General features: G+C 43.4%; 18 protein-coding genes. 5 read left to right on the forward strand and 13 right to left on the reverse strand.

The annotated features are described in order from the left end of the window. Nucleotides 1-20 precede the first annotated feature (20 nt). The 5 genes from iolD to KDW99_RS13270 are packed head-to-tail and all read right to left on the reverse strand — an operon-like array spanning nucleotide 21 to nucleotide 7,024. A complete protein-coding gene (gene iolD / locus KDW99_RS13250; RefSeq protein WP_255825357.1) occupies nucleotides 21-1,883 on the reverse strand; it encodes a 3D-(3,5/4)-trihydroxycyclohexane-1,2-dione acylhydrolase (decyclizing) in 1,863 nt (620 codons plus the stop codon). Next, nucleotides 1,883-3,841, reverse strand: a complete 1,959-nt coding sequence (locus KDW99_RS13255; protein WP_255825358.1) for a bifunctional 5-dehydro-2-deoxygluconokinase/5-dehydro-2-deoxyphosphogluconate aldolase — start codon at nucleotides 3,839-3,841, stop codon at nucleotides 1,883-1,885. The genes iolD and KDW99_RS13255 overlap by 1 nt, the downstream gene beginning before the upstream one ends. Then, nucleotides 3,838-5,004 carry a Gfo/Idh/MocA family protein gene (locus KDW99_RS13260; protein ID WP_255825359.1) on the reverse strand — a complete coding sequence of 389 codons (1,167 nt, stop codon included), beginning with the start codon at nucleotides 5,002-5,004 and terminating at the stop codon, nucleotides 3,838-3,840. Before KDW99_RS13260 ends, KDW99_RS13255 begins: the two co-directional genes overlap by 4 nt. Before the next feature lie 11 nt (nucleotides 5,005-5,015). Next, entirely contained in the window at nucleotides 5,016-5,813 is a 798-nt protein-coding gene (locus KDW99_RS13265) for an ATP-binding cassette domain-containing protein (RefSeq protein ID WP_255825360.1), read from the reverse strand. A gap of 53 nt (nucleotides 5,814-5,866) precedes the next feature. Then, complete coding sequence (locus KDW99_RS13270) at nucleotides 5,867-7,024, reverse strand: ABC transporter permease (protein ID WP_255825361.1); 1,158 nt, start codon at nucleotides 7,022-7,024, stop codon at nucleotides 5,867-5,869. Between the two features lie 471 nt (nucleotides 7,025-7,495). Between KDW99_RS13270 and KDW99_RS13275 the strand changes: the two genes are divergently transcribed. Beyond that, a complete protein-coding gene (locus KDW99_RS13275; RefSeq protein WP_255825363.1) occupies nucleotides 7,496-8,455 on the forward strand; it encodes a sugar ABC transporter substrate-binding protein in 960 nt (319 codons plus the stop codon). A gap of 131 nt (nucleotides 8,456-8,586) precedes the next feature. Next, nucleotides 8,587-9,447, forward strand: coding sequence for a MurR/RpiR family transcriptional regulator (locus KDW99_RS13280; RefSeq protein ID WP_255825365.1), 861 nt, complete (start codon nucleotides 8,587-8,589; stop codon nucleotides 9,445-9,447). Here KDW99_RS13280 and KDW99_RS13285 read toward each other — a convergent pair. The 4 genes from KDW99_RS13285 to katG all read right to left on the reverse strand — a co-directional run bounded on the left by KDW99_RS13285 (nucleotide 9,444) and on the right by katG (nucleotide 14,850). Next, nucleotides 9,444-9,863: a GNAT family acetyltransferase gene (locus KDW99_RS13285; RefSeq protein ID WP_255825366.1), complete on the reverse strand. Its 420-nt coding sequence runs from the start codon at nucleotides 9,861-9,863 to the stop codon at nucleotides 9,444-9,446. The genes KDW99_RS13280 and KDW99_RS13285 overlap by 4 nt on opposite strands. Before the next feature lie 16 nt (nucleotides 9,864-9,879). Further along, nucleotides 9,880-10,347: a DUF2127 domain-containing protein gene (locus KDW99_RS13290; protein ID WP_255825367.1), complete on the reverse strand. Its 468-nt coding sequence runs from the start codon at nucleotides 10,345-10,347 to the stop codon at nucleotides 9,880-9,882. Between the two features lie 168 nt (nucleotides 10,348-10,515). Next, nucleotides 10,516-12,399, reverse strand: coding sequence for a methyl-accepting chemotaxis protein (locus KDW99_RS13295; protein WP_255825368.1), 1,884 nt, complete (start codon nucleotides 12,397-12,399; stop codon nucleotides 10,516-10,518). A gap of 252 nt (nucleotides 12,400-12,651) precedes the next feature. Further along, on the reverse strand, nucleotides 12,652-14,850 hold the full coding sequence (gene katG, locus KDW99_RS13300; protein WP_255825369.1) for a catalase/peroxidase HPI: 2,199 nt from the start codon (nucleotides 14,848-14,850) through the stop codon (nucleotides 12,652-12,654). 357 nt (nucleotides 14,851-15,207) lie between these two features. Between katG and codB the strand changes: the two genes are divergently transcribed. The 3 genes from codB to KDW99_RS13315 all read left to right on the forward strand — a co-directional run bounded on the left by codB (nucleotide 15,208) and on the right by KDW99_RS13315 (nucleotide 20,075). Then, nucleotides 15,208-16,452, forward strand: coding sequence for a cytosine permease (gene codB, locus KDW99_RS13305; RefSeq protein WP_255825370.1), 1,245 nt, complete (start codon nucleotides 15,208-15,210; stop codon nucleotides 16,450-16,452). Nucleotides 16,453-16,559: 107 nt separating this feature from the next. Beyond that, nucleotides 16,560-17,813, forward strand: a complete 1,254-nt coding sequence (codA, locus tag KDW99_RS13310; RefSeq protein ID WP_255825371.1) for a cytosine deaminase — start codon at nucleotides 16,560-16,562, stop codon at nucleotides 17,811-17,813. A gap of 225 nt (nucleotides 17,814-18,038) precedes the next feature. Next, nucleotides 18,039-20,075, forward strand: coding sequence for a methyl-accepting chemotaxis protein (locus tag KDW99_RS13315; RefSeq protein ID WP_255825372.1), 2,037 nt, complete (start codon nucleotides 18,039-18,041; stop codon nucleotides 20,073-20,075). Between the two features lie 95 nt (nucleotides 20,076-20,170). Here the strand turns inward: KDW99_RS13315 and KDW99_RS13320 are convergent, their stop codons facing one another. From KDW99_RS13320 to fadA, 4 genes are all read right to left on the reverse strand, one after another. Next, on the reverse strand, nucleotides 20,171-20,590 hold the full coding sequence (locus KDW99_RS13320) for a hypothetical protein (protein ID WP_255825373.1): 420 nt from the start codon (nucleotides 20,588-20,590) through the stop codon (nucleotides 20,171-20,173). Between the two features lie 124 nt (nucleotides 20,591-20,714). Further along, complete coding sequence (locus tag KDW99_RS13325) at nucleotides 20,715-21,683, reverse strand: D-2-hydroxyacid dehydrogenase family protein (protein ID WP_255829289.1); 969 nt, start codon at nucleotides 21,681-21,683, stop codon at nucleotides 20,715-20,717. A gap of 105 nt (nucleotides 21,684-21,788) precedes the next feature. Beyond that, nucleotides 21,789-22,889, reverse strand: coding sequence for a mechanosensitive ion channel family protein (locus tag KDW99_RS13330; protein WP_255825374.1), 1,101 nt, complete (start codon nucleotides 22,887-22,889; stop codon nucleotides 21,789-21,791). A 199-nt stretch (nucleotides 22,890-23,088) separates the two neighbouring features. Beyond that, entirely contained in the window at nucleotides 23,089-24,264 is a 1,176-nt protein-coding gene (gene fadA / locus KDW99_RS13335; RefSeq protein WP_255825375.1) for an acetyl-CoA C-acyltransferase FadA, read from the reverse strand. Nucleotides 24,265-24,290: the final 26 nt, after the last annotated feature.

Consider the following 24,290-nt stretch of genomic DNA (forward strand, 5'->3'; position numbering starts at 1 on the left):
AGTTAAAGTAAAAATGAAAATTAATAAGGTTGCTGTTGTTTGGCTATTTTGTACTGACGCACGGCATCGACCACTTGTTCACGGCTCGACACTTCTGGCACCGCCACATCCCACCAAGCACCGCCTTCTTGTGTACTTGGCATTGGGTCCGTATCGATTGCGATCACATAGGTTTTGTTACTGGCTCTGGCTCGCGTTAGAGCTTGTTCTAAATCGGCAAGACAAGCGACCTGTTCGGAATTTGCCCCTAAAGCTTTGGCATGAGCAGCAAAGTCGGTCTTTGGTGCGCCAGCTTCTACGGTATGGCAGTGCTGCAATAAATTATTGAATGACTCGCCACCGCAGGCTTGTTGCAAGCGATTGATACAGGCGTAGCCACGGTTATCCAAAACAACAATGATGAGCTTCAAGCCCAGCATCACCGACGTGGCGATTTCAGAGTTCAACATCAAATAACTGCCATCACCCACCATCACAATCACGTCACGATTAGGCGTTGCCATTTTTACACCCAGCCCACCCGCTAGCTCGTAACCCATACAGGAAAAACCGTATTCCACGTGATAACCAAGGTCTGACGAAGTACGCCACAACTTGTGCAATTCGCCAGGCAAACCACCTGCGGCTTGTACTAAGGTACTATTAACGGTTGCAGAACGATTAATCACGCCAATGACATTCGCGTCGGTTGGCAAATAATCATGATCGCTTGCTTGCTTTGGCAAGGCGGTCACTTGGTCCACTGCAGCGAGCCAATCAAGATTCAAGGCTTTCACCTTATCACTCCAAGTCGCTGGCGTTTGATAATCTTCAACCTCGGCCAATAACTCTTGCAACGTGACTTTTGCATCGCCAATTAAAGGCACAGCATTGTGCTTTTCTGCATCAAAAGACGTGACATTGATGCTTAATAAAATGTGATCTGGATTGGCAAACAAGGTACGCGATGCCGAAGTAAAATCTTGCAAACGCGTGCCAATCGCGATGATTAAGTCTGCTTCTTGCGCAGCAGCATTTGCAGCGCTTGAACCCGTTACGCCCACCGCACCAAGATTAAATTCATGATCCCAAGGCAATGCACCTTTGCCTGCTTGCGTTTCACAAGCGGGAATATGGCATTGCTCAATCAAGGCAGTGGCTTCTTCAAGCGCCAAGCTGTAATGCACACCGCCACCAAGTAAAACCAGTGGTTTTTTTGCCTGTTTAATCGCAGTAATAGCCGCCGCTAGCTGATCCAGATCAGCGCGATTTCGACGCGGTTTATGAACTTTTTTCGCAAAAAAACTAACAGGATAATCAAACGCCATAGTCTGCACATCTTGCGGCAATGCCAAGGTAGCTGGCCCGCAAGTGGCTGGATCTAACATGGTATTGATCGCCACTGGCAAGCTGGTAATTAACTGCTCTGGTCGATTGATTCGGTCGAAATAACGCGATACGGGGCGAAAACAATCGTTTACAGACATGGTCGGGTCATTAAAATGCTCGACCTGTTGTAATACTGGATCAGGCGTTCTCGTAGCAAAGACATCCCCCGGCAAAAACAGCACAGGTAAACGATTCGCCATCGCCATGCCTGCAGCCGTCACCATATTAAGCGCTCCCGGACCAATAGAAGAGGTACAGGCCATAATACGTTGGCGACGATATTGCTTAGCGTAGGAACTAGCCGCTAGCGCCATGCCTTGTTCATTATGAGCTCGAAAGGTCGTAAACTCGTCTTTGACTTGCGCCAAGGCTTCGCCTATCCCAGCTACATTGCCATGACCAAAAATTGCCCACGCACCACCAAACAAAGGCACTTCCACACCATCCACCACAGTGAATTGCGCTTGCAAATGTTTGACCAAGGCTTGCGCCATTGTTAAACGTATTGTGTCCATTATGCCTCCTTCCTTTTCATCATCTGGCTGTCGTTTCGCTGCTGCCACAATGCACTCATTTCTAAATAGTTTTGCGTTACACGCTCAACAAACACGGCATCATCAATGTCATTTCTTAACCAAGCTTTAACCGGTTCAGAAAATAGTGTTCGGCCAATGGCAAAGCCCTTACAAATGTCTTGTCCTGCGGCCGCTTCGAAGCCTGCTTTTAGTGCGTCTACTGGCGCATCCAAGCCTAACAGCACGACACCTCGACAATACGGCGCTCGGGCCTTGATTAAGTCGCCAATATTTTGCCAAGCAGCTTTACTCGGAGAAGGTAATTTCCACCAATCTGGGAAAATCCCCAAGTTATAAAAACGCTCGATGGAACGTGGCAAGGTATCGTCTTTTACTTCAGACCCCACAGGCGGAATGATCTCCACCAGTAACTCATGGCCCGTTGTACAGCAAGCACGATACAGATCCATGACCTTTTTCTCTTGCTCATTACGCAAACTGACTTCATCATCTGGATGATAAAACACCAAGCATTTCACAATATGGTTGGCTGGCCATGTTGCAATCGCTTGCCCGACGTTATTGCCTAATTCGAAACGCAATGGGCGGCTACTTGGTAATTCCACTGGTCGAGCGATCCAAAAATCTTTGCCAGTAATATCGTTTAAAACATCTTGGGCAAAGGTACCATCCGCCAATATGCCCGTACCGCCAACCTTACCTTCTAACATAGAAGCGCCTTGATAAGCCGCTTGTAGAATCAATTTCTTTGCTTTCGGTATTTGCGACAAAGGCGCGCCCGCTTCACGACACATATCGACAAATTGGCGTCTGTGGTCGAATGCTAAGATACACATGTCTTGCCATGCTTTTGTTGGATCTTCGCGCAACATGCGCTGAGTGGTGACACGATGCAGATAGTTCAACACGGGATCGAGGTCAGGTCTTGGAATATCATTGCGATTAGCCAAGTAATAATCCAGCTCTTCCAAGCTAGGCATGGCAGGCGAACAACCATGTCGAGAAACCACAATTGCACCACACGCATTGGCGTAGTCACAGGCATTCTCCGTCGCTTCACCCGGAATCCAGCCTCGTAAATAACCACTCATAAAAGCATCGCCAGCGCCCAATACGTTCAGCACATCCACAGTGACACCATAACGAGTGACACCTTCATCTAAGGTGTCAGGAATGTCACCTTTAAAAACAGAACAACCCAAGGCGCCACGCTTCACCACAAACTCAGCAGAGGACACTTTACGAATGCGCTTTAAGCACTCAATGGTATCTTCGCAGCCACCAGCAATATGAAACTCTTCTTCGGTTCCCACCACCAAATCGCACAAAGGCATAATAGACAGCAAATGCTGAGTGACAGAGTCGTTTGATACAAAACGATTTTCGCCTTCACCTTTCCCCGTCAACCCCCACAATACAGGTCGATAATCGATGTCGACCACCACTTTTGTATTATTGGCTTTGGCGTACTTGATCGCTGTCCTAGCCGCTTGATCTGTACCTTTGGTAGAAAAATGCGTACCAGTAATCAACAAGGCTTTTGCTGAAGCAATATAGGCTTCGTTAAAATCGCTTTCACTGATCGCCATGTCCGCGCAATTTTCACGATAAAAGATCAATGGAAAGGTGTCTTTGTCTTTAATACCAAGCAACACCAAGCCTGTTAAGCGTTCTTTGTCAGTCACCACATGAGAGACATCCACACCCGCTCGCGCAAGCTCTTGACGTACAAATCGCCCCATGTGCTCGTCACCGACACGGGTTAGCATGGCCGACTTCAACCCCATTCGAGAAGTCCCAAAAGCGATATTACAAGACGAACCACCAAGGTATTTTTTAAAACTGCTCACGTCTTCTAATGGCGCACCAATCTGTTCCGAATATAGGTCAACCGCGGCACGCCCTAAGCAAATAACATCCAATTTTTTATTATTCATTTTTGATCTCCATCGTATTGCTCTACCTCGACCCAAGCTTTTTTATCAACGGATTCCACCACGCTGTCGAGAATGATATTAACCTGGGTCGCAGCACGAAAATCTGGCCATAAAGGCGCATCATTAACAACACCTCGAAACAAGTCTCGAATTTCAACGGCTTTCATATCGTTGAAGCCTAAACCATGGCCTGCAGACACGCAAAAAGCTTGATAATCCGGATGCTCCGGTCCCACTAAAATACGTTTAAATCCTTGAGTCTGAGGATTACCTTCAGCAATGTACAAAGACAATTCAGACAAGGTTTCTTGGTCGAAAATTAAACTTCCTTTGGTGCCTGTAATTTCGAACGATAAACCATTTTTTCGCCCCCATGCGATACGTGATGCTTCTAATGTACCTTGGGCGCCATTGGCAAAACGCACCATCATATGCGCTTGGTCGTCGTTTTCGACTTCGCCAACACCGGGTTTCGAATCGTCGAGCGTTGGAGCCAGTGGACGTTGTTGATGCACGATTTTTAAATCGGCACACAATGATGTTATCGGCGCGACGAGATGAATGGCCAATTGCACAAGATGTGAAGCTAAATCATTCAGCGCTCCAGTTCCCGCAAATTGCTTTTGTAAACGCCAGCTAAAGGGCAAATTGGCGTCAGCAAGATAATCTTCGTTGAACACACCTCGAAAATGCACCACCTCGCCGATATCTCCACGAGCAATTAATTGCTTAGCAAATTGCACTGTTGGATTCTTAATATAATTAAAGCCAACCAGTGTTTTCACACTGGCTTTTTCGGCCGCTTCGGTCATTTCTTTGGCGTCTTCAGCGTTTAGCGCTAAGGGTTTTTCACTGTATACATGCTTGCCGGCGGCAATGGCCGCCAAGGCGATTTCTTTATGCAAAAAGTTCGGCGCGCAGATATCGACCACATCAATGTCAACATCCTTAATCAAGGCCTTCCAATCCCCTGTTGAGCGGTTAAAACCTAACTCCAAAGCCTTCGCTTTAGCTAATTCAGCCGTGGCATCGGCTAACATTTCGCAGTGCAATTGACTGTGGGGAATGGCAAAAGCCGCCATTGCATTTCGATAAGCAATCGCATGAGCTTTGCCCATGTACCCTGAACCCACCAAACCAACACGCATTTGTTTTTTTGTCATGATGTCGTCCCTTATGCGGTGGCATCCAAACGGCTAAATTCTTCCAGTTCCGCCGTCAGCTCATCCAACTCTTGGCCGCCTGCCATCATTTCCAGTACGTCTTCGCGGCTCACTTCGGATTTCATAAAGGAACCTAGGCTCTGCCCACGATTCAATAACGTAAAACGATCGGCAATAGGATAAGCATGATGGACATTATGAGTAATCAAAATCACCGCCAACCCTCTGGCTTTGGCTTTCGCCACGACCTTCAAAACATTGGCAGATTGCTTCACACCAAGGGCCGCAGTGGGTTCATCAAGGATCAGCACCTTGGCACCAAAGTGAATGGCACGAGCAATCGCTAAACACTGCCTTTCCCCCCCTGACATAGTACCAATCGCTTGGGAAGGGTCACGGACATTAATGCCCATTTCGGCCATGCCTTTTTGAGCAATTTGATTAGCGGTTTCAATATCAAAACGCTTAAAAATGCCGTGCCCTTTGGTGATTTCTCGCCCCATAAAAAAGTTACGTGTCACACTCATTAAAGGCACTAATGCAAGATCTTGATAAACGGTCGCAATACCTGAATCAAGGGCTTCTACTGGTGATTCGAACACCACTGGTTTGCCTTCAAACAAATACTCACCATCGCTTGGTGCGTGAACACCTGCTAGGGTTTTGATCAAGGTGGATTTACCAGCGCCGTTATCACCTAGCAAACAGTGAACTTCACCCAGTTTCACCTTCATGTCGATGTCTTTGATGGCAATAACTGAACCGAAGTAGCGGCTCACTTTTTTTAATTCAATAATAAATTCGCTCATTTTGTTCTCCTAAATTCTGATTCTAAAAAGTCAACTCGAGTACGGGCTCGCCGCTAATGTCGGGCCTCTGTTACCTTTTTACGAATGTAGTTATTGAACAAAACCGCGATTAACAACATGGCTCCCAAAAACACGCGGAACCAATCTGAATCGATACCGGTGAAGAAGATGCCCATTTGTACGACACCAAAGATCAAGGCGCCAAAACACGCACCAATGACTGAACCATAACCACCGGTCAGTAACGCACCACCGATGACCACAGCAATAATGGCTTCGAACTCTTTTAAAACACCGCGGTCAGCGGATGCGGAACCAAATTCAAACACCTGACAAGCCGCGTAAACCGTTGCGGTGAATGCCGTAAACATGAACAAAGAAATTTTGACTTTATCAACTGGCACACCAACGTTTCGCGCCGCTTTGTCATCGCCACCCGTCGCAAAAATCCAGTTACCGTATTTCGTACGCAATAGAACCCAACTTGCAACGACGGCTAGGAATACACACCAAACAATCACCATTGGAATACCTTCAACCACTGGAGTGCCATCATCGTAAGAACTAATCAAGCCAATATTGGCGAACCAGGCAAACAGGCTTTTACCAATGACACCGCCAAACACCGCGGCGAGCCAATCTCCATCGGCGTATTTGTCGATACCGCCCACTATGGTGCGATTGGTGAATAGAATAGAAAGCGCGATGGTCAAACCACGCAACATGAAAAGGAATGCAAGACTCACAATAAAAGAAGGCAAACCAGTCTTAACAACTATGTAGCCATTCAGAAAACCAATTAGCATGGCACCAGCAAAAGCAAAAAGAATCGCCCCCCAGATTGGCCACCCCCAATAAACAGCAGGAATCGTCATCATCATGCCAGCAAAACCAATCATCGAACCAATCGACAAATCAAACTCGCCTGCAATCATCAATAGACAGGCACTAATAGCAATCAAACCTAATTGTGCTGATACGGTTGTCCAGTTCATGATGCCATCGGAGGCAAACATGCCGGAATCCCCTGCGGTGATAAAAAAGAAAACAAACACTAATAATGCACCAGAAATCGCCCCAAATTCAGGCCGATGCAACAACCGCTTCCACGTGGGAACCTTGCGAACTCGTTCATCTCCAGCTGATTTTTCTTCTCTTGATTTATCTTCTGCCATTTTAGATAAATCAACCGATTGAGTTTGATCAGTCATAGCGTCACACCTTACTTTTTATAGTTATTTTTTTGTGATTTCTAAACATGTTTAGCGAGCAGCCCTACTTGCCTAACAACTCGTTACGTCTCTTATTCTCGTACAAATTGCTCTTTAAGTAGCGTACTCAGTAACACGATAGAGCTTAATGTCTTTTCATTTCAACAATGGAACCATAATAGAATATTTATTTCATTTTATTCAATAGACAAAATAAAAATTTACATTAAATACAAAATAAATTGCCCAAAAAACATCAGAAAGTCTTTATAAAATGAAAATAAAACCATAAAAAACAATTAACTATGTAAAAAAACTCATTGCAGAATAAAAAATTTCGAAATATTGCAATTATGAAATATTCATTCTAACATCATTCCAATTCTGCTCAAAAATAGATCAGAGTTAGAATTTGCTAAATCCAAAAATAAGTAATAACAAAAATAATTAAACGAAACGGAGATAGTCGTAATGAAGAAATTCCTGAAGAAAGGTACAGCCATACTCGTCGCCGGCGCTGCGACTCTAGGCGTTATGTCCATGCCCACAGCGGCTCACGCTGAAGGTGAACGTTATGTGTTCATTTCCCATGCACCTGATTCTGATTCTTGGTGGAACGTGATTAAAAATGCGGTAAAACAAGCTGCTTCAGACATGAAGGTCACCGTTGAATACCGTAACCCGCCAACCGGCGATTTAGCTGATATGGCAAGAATCGTCGAACAAGCCGTTGCGACTAACCCTGATGGTATTGTGCTTTCAATTGCAGATTTCGATACCTTAGAAGGCCCTTTAGAGAAAGCCTCTAAAAAAGGCATTCCATTCATTACCATGAATTCAGGTACACAAGAGCAATCCAAAGCATTAGGCGCACTACTGCATGTAGGGCAACCTGAGTTTGCCGCTGGCTTCGGTGCTGGACAGCGCGCGAAGAAGCAAGGAGTAAAATCCTTCTTATGTGTTAACCACTACATTACCAACCCAGCATCTGTAGAACGTTGCATGGGGTTTGCCAAAGGCCTAGGTGTTGAGCTTGGCAACCAGATGATTGACTCTGGATCCGATCCAACCAACGTAGAAACCAAAGTATCGGCTTACCTTCGTAAGAACCCAAATACTGATGCAATCCTAACCTTAGGGCCAACCTCTGCTCATCCAACGTTGCGAGCATTGGAAAAAAATCGCAATCTGAAAAACATTTATTTTGGTACTTTTGATTTGAGCGGGCAAATTTCGGCCGCCATTAAAGATGGTCGAATTAACTTTGCTATCGACCAACAACCTTACTTACAAGGTTACTTACCTATTAGCTTCTTAACGCTTTACACGCGCTACGGGTTGATTCCAAGTAACGATGTGAACTCTGGTCCTGGTTTCATTACCAAAGACAACATCGCGCTTGTTGAAAAATACGCGGGGGAATTCCGTTAAATCTATTGATTAACAAAAGCTGAGGTCATCAACGACCTCAGCACAACCTCTCGGCAAGTATTTATAATAAAAAATCGCTATAATGCGAGTCGTTAAATACATAGCTAGATCACAATTTTAGGAGCCACTGTTTGGGCGCACCAACTTCTCTTGACCAACTACAGCAAGCCATTAGCCGAAACTACGACGATTTAAGCAAACGCTTACAACAAGTAGCACGTTTTTTACTAGAGCATCCTAATACTGTCGCTTTAGAAACGGTAGCAAGTCTTGCTGAGCAATGTGATGTGCCCCCTTCTACATTGGTTCGTTTTGCGGCAGCTTTTGAATACAATGGCTTTAGCGAGATGCAAAACCTGTTTCGACAAGCACTCGTTGAGCAGACATCCAGCTATAGCGAGCGAGTTAAGTTGAGCAAAAGCACTGTCAGTACCACGATTGATGCTTCGCACATTCTAGAAGAGTTCAGTAGCAGTAATGCATTTTCCATGAACCACATGAACCACCACTTCTCTCAAGAAATGCTCAACAAAGCAGTCGACTTGCTTGAAAACGCGCAGAATATTTACCTCATTGGTTTACGCCGTGCATTTCCAATTTCAAGCTACTTTGCTTACAGCTTAAGACACTTAAATAAAACGACCCACCTTATTGATGGCGGTGGGGGAATGCTGATTGAGCAAGCCAGCAATATTCGCAAAAACGACGTTATCATTGCGACGGCATTTAGCCCTTATGCCAAAGAGACCGTTAATGTCTGCGAATATGCATTCAAAGCAGGCGCTCAAGTCATTGCTATTACTGATAGCAAAATCAGCCCATTAGCCGCCCTTTCAGACGTTTGTTTTGATATAAAAGAAGCGGAAGTATTGGGGTTTCGTTCGCTAACATCCTCTATGACATTGGCACAGACCCTACTTGTCGCTTTAGCGTATCGACTCAACAGCGATGGTAAAATGGGCGACACCAAACAAATAGAGTGGAAACATTAGTTATCGTGTTCGAAGCGCTTTCCTAAGCCGACAACGTCATCATTGCCATAGCCAATTGCTTTGTAAAATTCGATGACGGTTTGATTCGTATTACGAACTTGCAGATTTATTTTAGGACAGCCTTTAGCAATGATTAATTCTTCAACCGCTGTCATAATTGATTGTCCGTAGCCTTTTCTTTGATGGTCTGGGCTAACAGCTAAATAGTTAATCCAACCTCGGTGACCTTCATAACCTCCCATTACCGTAGCAACCACGCTATTATTGACGACGCCAACAAGAAATAAATCGGCATCCACCTTAAGCTTACGAGCGATGTCTTTATCTGGGTCGTTCTGAGAGGCAAGCAAACCACATTGTTCCCATAGATCAATTACCACTTTTCTGTCTTTTTCTTCATAACGGCGAATATTCATAATCCTCAAATACCTCCTATTTAGTTGCCATCGCTAATGCTTTCTCTCCTCGCTTTAGCACCCAATACAAGTAAGCCACAACGATTAAATTAAACAGCAATACAGCAACGTTAACATGGCTAGGATTTTGGTAAATAGCATAAAGCTCAAAGGGAATATAAAGTGAGCCGCTGATGAAAGCGAACCACTCAGTCCAGCGCAATTTATGCCATAACCCATAGGCGATAACAAAGCGGAAACAGGCATACATTAGGGCGATAATTATCACCAATACATGATCTTGCTGGATAACTTTCTCAACGAAAGTTAACAGCAAATTAACGTAATAATTGTTTGGAGAGATGGGCCAGTTTTGCATTAGCTGGGCCGCGAGTTGATGCAGGTCTTGCTTAGCGATAACATTAACACTAAGCGCTAAACACAGGGCTAGTAGACCTTTTACGCCATCAACAACCGCAATTGCTTTTAAGCCTTCAAACTTCATAGGTTCGACTTTTTGATAAAAAATCAGCATACTAGAATTGGATGACAAAAAAGTGATTAGGATATTATTTCCTTCTTTGTTACCTTCCCTTGTATAAAAGCAGTAATTTGCATAAAAAAGGTGAGCAAGACTAAAAGCCTAGCTCACCTTGATGGTACCTAAAAACAGCTACACTTTAAATTTATCTAAAGATCTTGCTTGCTCAACGGTAATTTCAACCATGGTTTCACATAGTACAGATTGCCCTTGTGCAGCATCAGAAACAGATTGGCTAATATCACGAATATTCGTGGTATTACGATTAATCTCATTAGATGTTGCACTTTGCTCTTCAGCGGCCGCGGCAATTTGAATCGTCATTTCATTGATTTCAATGATACTCGAACGAATTGCATCCAATGATATTTTCGCCTGGTCTGCAAGACGTTGTGTTCCATTCGCATTATCGCGGTTTTCTAGGATAACTTTTTCTGCATCCCTTACCCCTGTCTGTAGCTGCTGGATCATTTTCTTGATTTGCTCTGTAGATTCTTGCGTTTTTGACGCCAACGTCCGAACTTCATCTGCTACTACCGCAAATCCTCGACCTTGCTCACCAGCGCGTGCCGCTTCAATCGCCGCATTCAATGCCAACAAATTCGTTTGATCAGCAATGTCAGTGATAACGGTCAAAATCGATTCTATGTTGTCACTGTAACTTACCAAGTCATTAATAGTCGTGACTACATCACCCATTTGCTCTGTCAGTTGAGCAATAGACGTTGTCGTTTGATCAACAATGACTTCACCTTCTTTTGCTGCAACATCGGCTTGATTTGCTCGACTTGCTGCTGTTTGCGCATTATCCGCTACATCATGCGCGGTGGCCGACATTTCATGCATTGCCGTCGCCAGTTGATCTAGTTCATTAAGCTGAGTATAAAGTTGTTTAGAAGATTCCACAGAAGATGCTGCTGTCTTATCTGTATTCTCACGTATATGGCGAGATTGACTTTTCACCTCGCTAATTAAGCGCTGTAAATAGTCAATAAACTTATTAAATTCACCTGATACATGACCAAATTCATCATCGCTGGTAATCGCCAGACGCTTAGTTAAATCGCCTTGCCCACCATTAATTTCCTCTAAAGATTCATGCAAAGCTCGGAGCGGCTGTAATAAACGAGTCACAACAAAGTACAGCACGATAGAAACAAGTAAGGCAGCGATTAATGTTCCCCAAAAAGCGACCCACCCAAATTCTCGCACGCTAGCGAATAATTTATCTTCATCTAATACCACACCGACATACCAATCTGAACCGTACAAATTAGGTAATGGGCTGAAAGACACATACACTGGCGTGCCATCTGCAAGCTGTTTTTCAACCAAGTCTGTACTTAATGTTGGTACACCGCCTTGAAGTAAATTGGTAACCGACTTACCGTTTAAAGCCGCATTAGGATGACTAATGATTTTTCCATCCTTACTCAATAAAAATGCATAGCCAGTATTATTAAAGTTAAGCGCATTTACTGAGTCAGAAACTGTTTTAAGGCTTATATCACCACCAAATGCCCCTTTAAAAGTGCCTTGATCACGAAAAGCAGCCACAGCTGAGATCAAGATCTCGCCTGTTACAGAATCAGGGTATGGTTGCGTTAATACCGCTTGCTTATGTTGTTGTGCCACACTATACCAAGGACGTTTACGAGCGTCCCAGCCTGGTGGGTCCCACTCAGGATTATTGGTAATACGACGCTCGCTTGTATCCAAGCCACCAAACAATAATAAAAATTCTTGCTGATTAATGGGAGCATCAAACGCTTGCTGAATCGTCTCTTGGCTAAAATTTGCGTTTACCGTTTGAGCAATAACTTCAATCAAATTTATTTTGTTTTGTAACCAGTTATCTACCTGCAAAGCCAATGCTTTACTGCTTTCCTGAGTACTCGTGGTCGTTTTTTCCAATAACGCACTTCTTAGACTGCTGTATTGCAACCACGAATACAGTGAGAATGCTAAAACAACGACGACGGATGCACATAATACAACCTTGTGGGATACCTTCATTCTTTCATTACCTATTTTATAAAATTCAAACCGCGTTCGCGCTTCCATGTGATTTTCGCTACAACAAAGTGGCATGCAATTATTGCAACTAAATGAAAATCAGTGAATTTATAACAGCAGCACTTAAAGTGCCAGCTTTACTATTTTTTATTATTGAAATGGGTATTTTTTAAACCGAAATGCTAAAAAACCCCGCATTCCATTCGAAATGCGGGGTTGGTGTTGGTAATGCTCAACTATGAAACTAAGAGATTAAGCTAGATCGAAACGGTCCAGTTCCATTACTTTGGTCCACGCTGCAACAAAGTCTTTCACAAAACGTGCTTGTGAATCAGAGCAAGCATACACCTCGGCAATCGCACGAAGCTGAGAGTTGGAGCCAAACACTAGATCCGCACGTGTTGCAGTCCATAAGATCTTACCGGTTGTACGGTCACGACCTTGGAACTCCTCCTCTTCTTCAGAAGTAGCAAACCATTTGATTCCCATGTCCAATAAATTTACAAAGAAATCATTGCTTAGCGTTTCTGGCTTCTGAGTCAAAACACCATGCTGAGATTGACCCACATTGGCATTTAGCACTCGTAAACCACCTAACAACACTGTCATTTCTGGTGCTGAAAGGGTTAGTAATTGCGCTCTGTCTACTAACATTTCTTCAGCAGAGACCGTGTACTTACCTTTCAAGTAGTTACGGAAGCCATCTGCAGCAGGCTCTAGGAAAGCAAAGGATTCCAAATCAGTTTGCTCTTGAGAAGCATCCGCACGACCTGGCGTAAATGGCACAGCCACATCATGACCGGCTGCTTTTGCTGCTTGCTCAACACCAACCGATCCACCCAAGACAATCAAGTCAGCAATAGAAACTTGCTTAGTTGAACTTTGGCTATTGAACTGGGTTTGAATACCTTCTAAAACAGACAATACTTTAGCAAGTTGTTCTGGCTGATTTACTGCCCAATCTTTTTGTGGCGCCAAACGAATACGAGCGCCGTTGGCACCGCCACGCATATCTGAACCACGGTAAGTCGATGCAGAGGCCCAAGCCGTCGATACTAATTGAGCAACACTCAAACCAGACGCTTGGATTTGTGCTTTTAGATCGGCGATATCTTGATCATTAACTGATACATATGTTACCGCTGGAATTGGATCCTGCCATACCAACTCTTCTTGTGGCACCAAAGGCCCAAGGTATCGAGCCACTGGTCCCATATCACGGTGAGTCAATTTGTACCAAGCACGAGCAAACGCATCGGCAAGTTGGTCTGGATTTTCATAAAAACGTTTAGAAATTGGTGCGTAAATTGGATCATCACGCAATGCCAAATCGGATGTAAACATAATTGGCGCATGACGTTTAGATGAATCGTGAGCATCTGGAACAGAACCTGCCGCTGCGCCGCCTTTTGGAGTCCACTGCCACGCACCTGCTGGGCTTTTGGTTAATTCCCAATCATATTCAAACAAGTTTTCAAAGTAGCCGTTGTCCCAAGCAATTGGGCTCTTCGTCCACGCACCTTCAAGACCACTAGAAATCGTATCGACACCTTTACCCGTGCCCATACTGTTGTTCCAGCCAAAACCTTGCTCAGTAATACCCGCCGCTTCTGGATCAGCGCCAACTTGAGCCGCATCACCTGCACCGTGGGCTTTACCAAAAGTGTGACCGCCAGCAATCAAGGCAACGGTTTCTTCGTCGTTCATCGCCATACGCTCAAAAGTGTCGCGAATATCACGAGCTGAAGCCAGTGTATCTGGTTTGCCTTCTGGACCTTCTGGGTTAACATAAATTAAACCCATTTGAACGGCTGCCAACGGGTTTTCAAGCTCTCGATCACCAGTGTAACGCTCGTCATCCAACCACGTTTTCTCGGTTCCCCAGTAAATGTCTTCTTCTGGTTGCCATACGTCTACGCGACCACCAGCAAAGCCAAAAGTTTTGAAGCCCATGGATTCTAATGCACAGTTACCCGCTAAGATCATCAAATCTGCCCAAGAGATCTTACGGCCGTATTTTTGCTTAATAGGCCAAAGTAAACGGCGTGCTTTGTCTAAGTTAACGTTATCTGGCCAGCTGTTTAATGGTGCAAAACGCTGAGTACCTGACGTCGCGCCACCACGACCATCAGCCGTACGATAAGTACCTGCACTGTGCCAAGCCATACGGATAAAAAATGGACCATAGTGACCGTAATCGGCAGGCCACCAATCTTGAGAGTCCGTCATCAGTGCGAACAAATCTTGACGAAGTGAGTCAAGATCCAAGCTATTAAACTCTTTGGTGTAATCAAAATCTTCGCCCATTGGGTTAGATTTTGGGGAATGCTGGTGCAGAATATTTAAATTCAACTGATTCGGCCACCAGTCTTTATTGGATGTACCACGGCCAGATGATTGGTTTGCACCTGCGGCACCATGATTAAAAGGACACTTACCTTCGTTAGACATAACGCTCTCTCCTTCTTGCTGCTTAGAACATTTTATTTTTCAGTAACGCTTGATTAACTATAGTTATAAACTTAAAAAGAGTGAGTAACTAATAAATAAAAACTAAGAAGACAATAGCCTAGGTTATCCGCTTCTTTTCCTTGCTATCAAATGGTGCATTCCAAAGGTTGAGAATAAGCATCTAGAGCTTAGTAAAATCAGCCATTGTGTAAACCGCCTAACCTTTTATCAACATCCTTAGTTATCTCGCCATAAACCTATTAAAAAAATAGTATTAATCCAGAACTGGTTCACAAGTTGCTTGTAAAGCTAAGGAACGAATAATCGACTTTGACTCAATCATTATGGGAAACGGCTATGACACAATCAGACTATCCATTAATTGAAGTGCCTCAAAATAAACGCAGAGGCTTACTGCCAATGGCAGTCATCCTGCTAGGGTTCACTTTTTTTACTGCAACCATGTGGGCAGGCGGTACATTAGGAACCTCGTTTTCATTTTCAGAATTGCTATTGGTTATTCTAGTCGGGAATGTGCTTCTTGGCCTTTATGCATCTTGCTTAGCGTTCATTGCTTACAAAAGTGGTTTAAACAGCGTATTGATGGGCCGGTTTTGCTTTGGTGAAATAGGCAGTAAGTTAGCCGATTTCATTCTTGGTTTTACGCAAATTGGTTGGTACGCATGGGGAACAGCCACTCTTGCTATTGTATTAGTCAAAATCACCGCTATCCCTGAAGTATGGCAAACGCCCTTAATGATTGTATTCGGCATGGCGTTTTGTATCACCGCGATGATTGGTTTTCGCGGTATGGACATATTGTCCCGAATTGCTGTGCCCGCCATGCTTATTTTCATTTTGATTAGTCTTTACACAGGCTTAGTCGATGTTGGTGGCGTATCGGCGTTGTTTAGTATTGAGCCTACGCAAAGTTTGAGCTTTACCGCTGCCATCACCATTGTCATTGGCACCTTTATCAGCGGTGCTACTCAAGCTACAAATTGGAGCCGATTTGCTAATAGTGGAAAAGTCGCCATTTGGGCCACCATGGGAGCTTTCTTTTTAGGCAATGGCTTAATGGTGTTAACTGGTGCGCTTGGTACGTTAATTTATCAACAAGCCGATATTGTAGACGTGATGCTGGCTCAGGGCTTTATGGTACTTGCCGTGCTTATGCTATTTCTAAATATTTGGACAACTCAAGATAACACTATTTACAACTTTGCCGTCGCTGGATGCAACCTGCTGCGAACCGATAAACGTCGTATTATCACTGTCGCTGGTGCCGCTATTGGCACTGTTATGGCGGTATTTGGAATGTATAATTTTCTCATCCCTTTTCTCGTTTTATTGGGAACCTTCATTCCGCCAATTGGTGGTGTCATCATGGCAGACTTTTGGTTACGTCATAAAGGCCAATATCCATTATTAGTTGATACTCAATTGCCTGCATTCAACTGGGTTGGTCTTGGTTCTTATGCTATTGCATCGGCAGCAGCTTACACCTCGCCGATTATGCCTCCGATCGTTGGCGTCTTTGTTGCAATAGTAGTTTATGGCGTATTATCTTTTCTATCTCATAGACAAGCCGTCACTGCATGATAGAAACCATGTGATAAATGCATTGATTATCGAGCAAATATTATTTCACCATCACAACATCGAAGCTCAGGCTTTCACGCCTGCCCTTCATTATGACTGAGGTTTTTATGCACATCATTAACGCCCGTTTACGCCAACGTCCAGAACTGTTTTCTATCCATATTGACCAAGGCCAGTTCAGTAAAATTGAAGTTCAACAAGACACATTAGCGGCTTCAGAAGACACCATTGACGCTAGTGGAAACTTAGTCTGTGCGCCTTTTGTCGAACCACATATTCATCTTGATGCAGCATTAACAGCAGGCGAACCGGAATGGAACCAAAGCGGAACACTCTTCGAAGGCATCGAACGCTGGAGCCAGCGCAAACCGATGCTAAATGAAGCCGACATCCGCCGTCGTGCGTTATCGACAATAGAACTATTGGTACAAAATGGTGTACAGGCAATTCGAACTCATGCTGACACCACAGACCCAACGCTAATAGGCGTTCGTACGCTTTGTGCTCTGCGTGATGAATTGAAAGATAAAATCGATTTACAAGTGGTGGCCTTCCCACAAGATGGCATGCTGTCTTACCCAAATGGCTTAAAGCTGATGGAGGAAGCCTTAGAAATAGGTGCCGATGTGGTCGGTGGGATTCCACATTTTGAGTACACTCGTGAATTGGGTGAGAAATCCGTCAAACTCATCGTTGAACTAGCGAAAAAATACGATCGCTTGATTGATGTACATTGCGATGAAATCGATGATCCAAACTCACGATTTTTAGAGTTTCTTGCCTGCGAAGCCTTGTTCCATGATATGGGATCGAAAGTCACAGCAAGCCATACCACAGCAATGCATTCATACGACAACGCCTACTGTTCGAAGCTATTTCGATTATTGAAGAACTCCGGCATTAACTTTATCTCCTGCCCAACCGAAAGCATTCACTTACAAGGTCGTTTTGATACCTACCCGAAACGCCGAGGCGTAACAAGAGTCAAAGAACTAAGAGAAGCCAATATCAACGTCTGCCTAGGCCAAGACTCTATCTTCGATCCGTGGTACTCACTCGGTAACGGCAAACTACTTCGTACGTTAGATTACGCCATGCACATCTGCCAAATGATGGGGTATCAAGACTACGCCCGAGCGCTAGATATGATCACAGACAACAGCGCAAAAACCATGTGCTTACAAGGTTATGGCATTGAAGTAGGCAATGCCGCGAATTTTATCTTGCTGGAAGGACATGACGACTACAGCGTGCTACGTCAGCAAGGGGAAGTATTGTTGTCGGTTCGACATGGTGAAATCATCATGCAACGTCAACCATCTCAAGTCATTACTGAGCCTTGGATTACGCAAGCGATATAATCATTAATATATCAATGTTTTTTCAGAAAAGATGAAAGAGCGAGTCTTCTCATCTTTTCTGAATATCCAACGACCATTAAGCAAAACAACTCAACGTCATCATTCAAAACAACTCAACGTCATCATTCAAAACAACATAATAGATTAAAATTTGATCATTTTTTTGCGCTTACAAACATCCTTTCCTAGACTGTAAAGAACTTACAAGACAATAAAGGATTATAAATGCGCGTCCACTCTATTCGAATCAAAATGATGTTACCGATTATCTTCCTTTCGCTTATTTTAATCTCTCTATTTGCCTTCATGATGCTCATGAGCAATATGCAAAAAAACAATATGAAACTGCAAGCCGAACACTATTTCGAGGCGATTTCAGAAGTATTAAATGCAGACCGAGACATTTACCAAGCACGACTTGCACAAGAAAAAATGCTCGATGGGCAAGGACCTAAAAATGGGAACGAAGCCGAATTTAGAGAAAACGCTCAACAAGTTTTTGATCGCTTTCAGCTTTATCGAAAGTATCTCGAAGACGAACCATCAGACCTACTAACACCTTTTGAATCCTTTAATAGCCTTTATACTGAATGGATAAAAACAAGTGAGAGCCTTATTGCCACCTCAAAGGGCAGCATTCAATTCTCAGAAGCAATGATAAATTTAGATAATAAGTTCAAAGTTATTCGCGATATGCTCGACCAAGCTGGAGAAAAACTAAGAACACACACACATGATATGAAAGATCAAATAAACTCAGCCCAAGAATTGAATAACTATGTCGAAGCAATCACTGAAGTATTAAATGCTGATAGAGACTTATATCAGGCTCGCTTAGCCCAACAAAGATTCATTAATGGCATAGGTAGCAATGAGGAAAACATAGAAGAATTCAAACTCAATACAACACAAGCTTTAGAAAGATTCAGGGCTTACCGAGGCCACCTGATTAATGAACCGGAATTGACAAGACCTTACAGTAAATTTGATGTCCTCTTTAATGAATGGTTTGAAGGAAGTCTCATTAATTTTAACTCACCCGATGCTCAGACCACCCATAAACTTCCTAAAGAAATCATTGAAGCAGATGAAAAATTTGATGCCATTCGAGCCCTATTAGATAAAGCAGGTGACAGTGTTAGAAATCATTCCAGAGAAATAGAAGAGATAACTAAACAAAATATTGCCCGTAATCAAGACATTGCAATGATAGTCACAGGAATTGCTTTTGTTATTGCGCTTATTTTTGGCTACATTATCCCACTCAAAATTACCAAAAATGTCGAAAATATGGGACGTCGTATTAAAGAGATCGCTGAAGGCGATGGTGACTTAACTCAGCGAATCAATTCAGATTCAAAAGACGAACTTGGCGACTTAGCCCATGAGTTTGATAGCTTTGTCGAGCAACTTAGATCCATTATTAGCAACATCCACAAACAATCTTCTGCATTAGGCAGTATGACTACGGAATTAAAAAACGCCTCAGATACAACCAATAATATTACCCATGCACTAGTAAATGCATCGTCCTCTATGATCAATGCAGGGCAAGAAATGAACCTTTCAAATCAACAAATGGCGGAAGTAGCAAAAGACACCGAAACAGAAGCCACTACGTCTAGCCAATTAACATCACAAGGGATTCAAGCGGTCAATACATCCCACAAAGCCATATCTAGCCTTATAGGTGATATTGAAGAGTCCTTAAAACGAGCCGATCAGCTCGAAAAAAGCTCAGAGAATATATCATCTGTTCTTGAAGTGATAAGGAACATTGCCGAGCAGACCAACTTACTTGCATTAAATGCTGCCATTGAAGCCGCCCGTGCTGGCGAACAAGGTAGAGGATTCGCCGTCGTTGCCGATGAAGTTAGAACTCTAGCCACTCGAACCCAGAAGAGTACAGATGAAATAGAAACCATCATTGAGCAACTTAAACTGAATGTAAAAGAGTCTTCTATTTCCACTCAAAATAGTCGTGATAATGCCGACAACACAGCGTCAAACTTTGAACAAGTAATCACGATATTTGACTCGCTCAATACCTCATTTGAAAAAGTACAACAAATGGCCTCAAAAACAGCCCAAGCGACCCTCGAACAGTCGGCATTATCAGACGGAATCAACCAAAGCCTAGTCCAGCTAAAAGAACAAACGGATGGCGTTAAAGATGTTTCCGTTCTAATAAATGAACAGTCCACACAGATAACAGACTTGTATAAAACGCTTAATAATGAAGTGGGGAACTTTAAGGTCTAGCGTTACAGAAGGTGTTGCATGGCAATTAAGGCTGAATAGCTTCTTGCTCTTTAACAAGGATTAAACAATTAAAGAGCAAGAGCAAAATGGTATATCTATTTCTCTGTTGGGCAGCTTTCCATACCAACGCGGTAAGTCGAGACAGATCCCATCCCAGAAAACTTACGGAAAGCGTTAAAAGCATCATAGCTAGGTTTGTAGCTCACAGTATAATTCATGTTTACTTGTGATCCATAATTACCACAGCAGTTAGGGCTGAAAGAGGCATCTTGGCTAATAATCTGAAAATCCTCTAGATTGTTCTTTTTACCAAAAGCAATAAGCTCGTCTGTTTTTGCCTTATATATCGCTCCCACATCCGCATCACTATTAGGCGGAATATTTTCCATATAAGAAAAAGACGTCATATCTTTTACATCGCAAACAGGCGCTTCAGAAGTTTCTTGAGCAACAAGCAGATTAGAAAAAAGTACAGCAGGCACGGCAATAAACAGTGCACATGAAAGAGTTTTCATATGAAACATCCTATGTGATTTAAAATATCCATTGAAGCAATGATGGCTCATTACTTCGGTTGATTAAAAATGACCCCAAACAGGCCAATAACTCATGAGATAATAGCATTAATCAGACTAAGATTTATGAAATTGCCACCAAATTTTCCGCTTTACCATCAGCAAACGCCACAACATTTTCAAAAGCGATTTTGAAGTAAATCTCATAACTGGCTTTTTCAACATAACCAATATGCGGTGTGCAGAGCACATTTGGTAAAGACAACAAAGGCTCATTCTCTGTCGTTGCTGGCTCGCTTTCAAATACATCAACAGCCGCTCGTTTATTCGGGTTAGCCAGCATTTCTGCATACAAGGCACCACTTTCGATAAGTTCAGCACGACTAGTATTTACCAACAAAGAATCCGCTTTCATCAAGGCTAAATCCGCTTCCGTCACAATGGCTTTAGTGGCGTCATTGAGTCGCAAATGCAAAGTAATAATATCCGCTGTATGAAAGAATTCAGCCTTCGATTCAGCGGCAGAAAAACCATGTTCCTTGGCTAATACTCTGGAGCTTTCACTACCCCAAACTAGCACCTTCATACCAAAGGCTTTCGCATATTGCGCGATACGTTGACCGATTTTACCGTATCCCCAAATTCCTAAAACTGCGCCATTCAACACTCGACCTAACCCCAACGAGCCAGACTGTTGCCAATGACCTTGTGAAAATTGAGAAACATATTCGGGAATATGTCGACTTGCCGACATAACCAAGCCCCAACATAACTCGGACGGCGCAACCGGGGAACCAATACCTTCTGCCACAGCCACACCATATTTGTGGCACAGTTTAACATCAATGTGATTGCTAATTTTGCCTGTTTGGCTGATCAGTTTTAAATTAGGTAAGTTAGCCAGCAAATCTTCAGAAATGACCGTACGTTCGCGTATCAAAACCAGCACATCAAAATCTTTTAAATTGACCACCAAATCATCAATACTAAGAAAGGTTTCGTTAAAAACATGTACATCGTGGCCTTTTAATACATCAAAGCACACAAGATCTTTAACCCTATTTTGATAGTCATCCAGAATCGCGATTTTCAACACCGTGTCTCCTTAAGGTAAAAGTATTTATTTTTTCCGCTATTTTCAGACCGATATGATGAACTTAAACCATAAAAACATCCAACCAAATACAGCCACAGCGTTTCAATTACCCTTAAGGTTAGCACCCTCTTGCGTTGTGTTAATGGCTCTTATTGGATAAGGAATGACAATACCTTCTTCTTTGAACCGTTTATGCAAAGCCTGTATGAACGCAGATTTAATAAAAAACCGCTGGAAGTACTCATGTGATCTCAGCATCACCGTAAAGTTGATGCTGCTATCATCAAAGGTATGAAACAAAATGAAGGTGTTGTAACTTTCTACACCAAATTCGTGATTCTGCAGTATTTCTCTGGCTACTTCTAAGGTCACTCGTTCTACATGATCTAAATCTGAATCGTAATGCACACTCACTTCAACAGGAACAGACAGCTCCTTAGTCGGATAAAAGTAATTAATAATTTTAGACTCAGATAACACACTGTTCGGCATAATTATCGTGTTATTTGGCAACATACGAATCCAAGTCGAACGCCAGCCAATTTTTTCGACAAAACCCTGCTCGCCTGAATCCAGTTCGATGTAGTCCCCCACTCGAATAGGTTTATCCATGACCAGTTGAACACCGGAAAAGAAGTTCACCAAGGTAGGTTGTAACGCCAATGCAACAGCAAGAGAACCAATCCCTAAAGAAGCAACCACAGGCATAATAGAAATGCCCAATGTCCCCATTAAGACCAAACCACCAATAGCCACAACAAAGGATCGACTCACCCCCACCACTATCGATTGACTGCTTAATAAAACTGATGAGCTTTTACTGTAATAGCGAATAAAGCCCGTAACCATACGATCAATAAATATAACCGCTGCCAATATCAACAAAAGTGGCAATACGTATTTCGCTATGCTTCTTGTCGCAGTGGCCATTGGTGAAGAACCGGAAGCGAGAGAATTTTCAAGCAACAAAAATCCTATCCAAAAAATCATTAAAGACAAAGGTATGCGAATGGCTCTTATCAGCAGACTATCAAAGAAATAATGAGTTCGATCGGTAATTCGAATTATGCGGATTAAAATAAGGCGCTTTACAAGCAGTAATGCACAGATAACAACCACGACAACCACTAGAATTAGGACCCAATTCGGAGTGCCCAAGAGCCAGTTAGAAGCTTGTGTATGTAAGGATTGAAAGAAGTCCATCAACATGGCCTCAACATGATTCACTTAACTAGAAGGTTGCAAGATCCATTCCGAAAGACAGTCCCACCAATGTTAAATCAAGTTAAGAACACACCATGGCCTAAAAAAAGCCCCGCACATGGCGGGGCTAAAGACAGACATTACAATTTCAGATTTATTAAAGCTCTTGTACGACGTCACGAGCACAGTAGTCGTGCATTTACACGCGCTCGAATACCGTTGCTATACCCTGCCCCATACCAATACACATAGTAGCAAGGCCAACAGTCGCGTCTTTTTCACGCATCACATTTAGCAAGGTTGTTGAAATACGTGTACCTGAACAGCCAAGCGGATGACCAAGGGCAATCGCACCACCATTCAAGTTCACTTTATCGTCAACCTGATCAAGCAATCCAAGATCTTTTAGTACTGGAATAGATTGAGCAGCAAACGCTTCGTTTAACTCAACAATCTCGATATCAGCAATCGTCATACCTGCACGCTTAAGTGCTTTCTTAGTCGCTGGCACTGGTCCGTAACCCATAATCGCAGGATCACAACCCGCCACCGCCATGCTACGTACTTTGGCAATAGGCGTTAAACCAAGTTCCTCAGCTTTTTTCGCAGACATCATCAGCATAGCCGACGCACCGTCAGACAAAGCTGAAGATGTTCCCGCTGTCACCGTACCGACTTTTGGCATAAACACAGGCTTCAGCCCAGCCAAAGATTCCATAGAGGTTTCTGGACGAATTACTTCGTCCACTTCTACAAGGATTTTATTGCCATCAGCATCATGACCTTCGATAGATACGATTTCGTTATTGAAACGACCCTGCAAGGTCGCTTCATGAGCAAGACGATGCGAACGTACAGCAAAGGCATCTTGGTCTTCTCGGCTCACGCCATGCATTTTGCCTAGCATTTCCGCTGTAACCCCCATCATCATGGACGCTTTAGCCATATGTTTAGACAACGCAGGGTTAACATCTACGCCGTGCATCATATTGACGTGCCCCATGTGCTCGACACCACCAACAACAAACACATCACCTTGGCCTGTCATAATAGCTTGAGCGGCCGTATGGAGAGCAGACATAGATGAACCACAAAGGCGGTTCACAGTTTGCGCTGCACATGTAACTGGCAAACCAGCTAATAAAGACACTGCACGGGCCATATTAAAACCTTGCTCAAGGGTTTGGTTTACACAACCCCAGATCAAGTCTTCTACGTCTTTTTGATCCACATTTGGGTTACGCTTGAACAATTCTTTTACCAGCGCCGCCGATAAGTTTTCTGCACGTACATTACGGAACACGCCATTTTTCGTTTTACCCATTGGTGAGCGAACGGCGTCGATAATAACGACATCATTTGGATTCAGTTTCATGGAAATTCTCCTCTAGCCTATGGGAA

Origin of the sequence: Marinomonas rhizomae, from assembly GCF_024397855.1 — a bacterium.
GTDB lineage: Bacteria > Pseudomonadota > Gammaproteobacteria > Pseudomonadales > Marinomonadaceae > Marinomonas > Marinomonas rhizomae_A.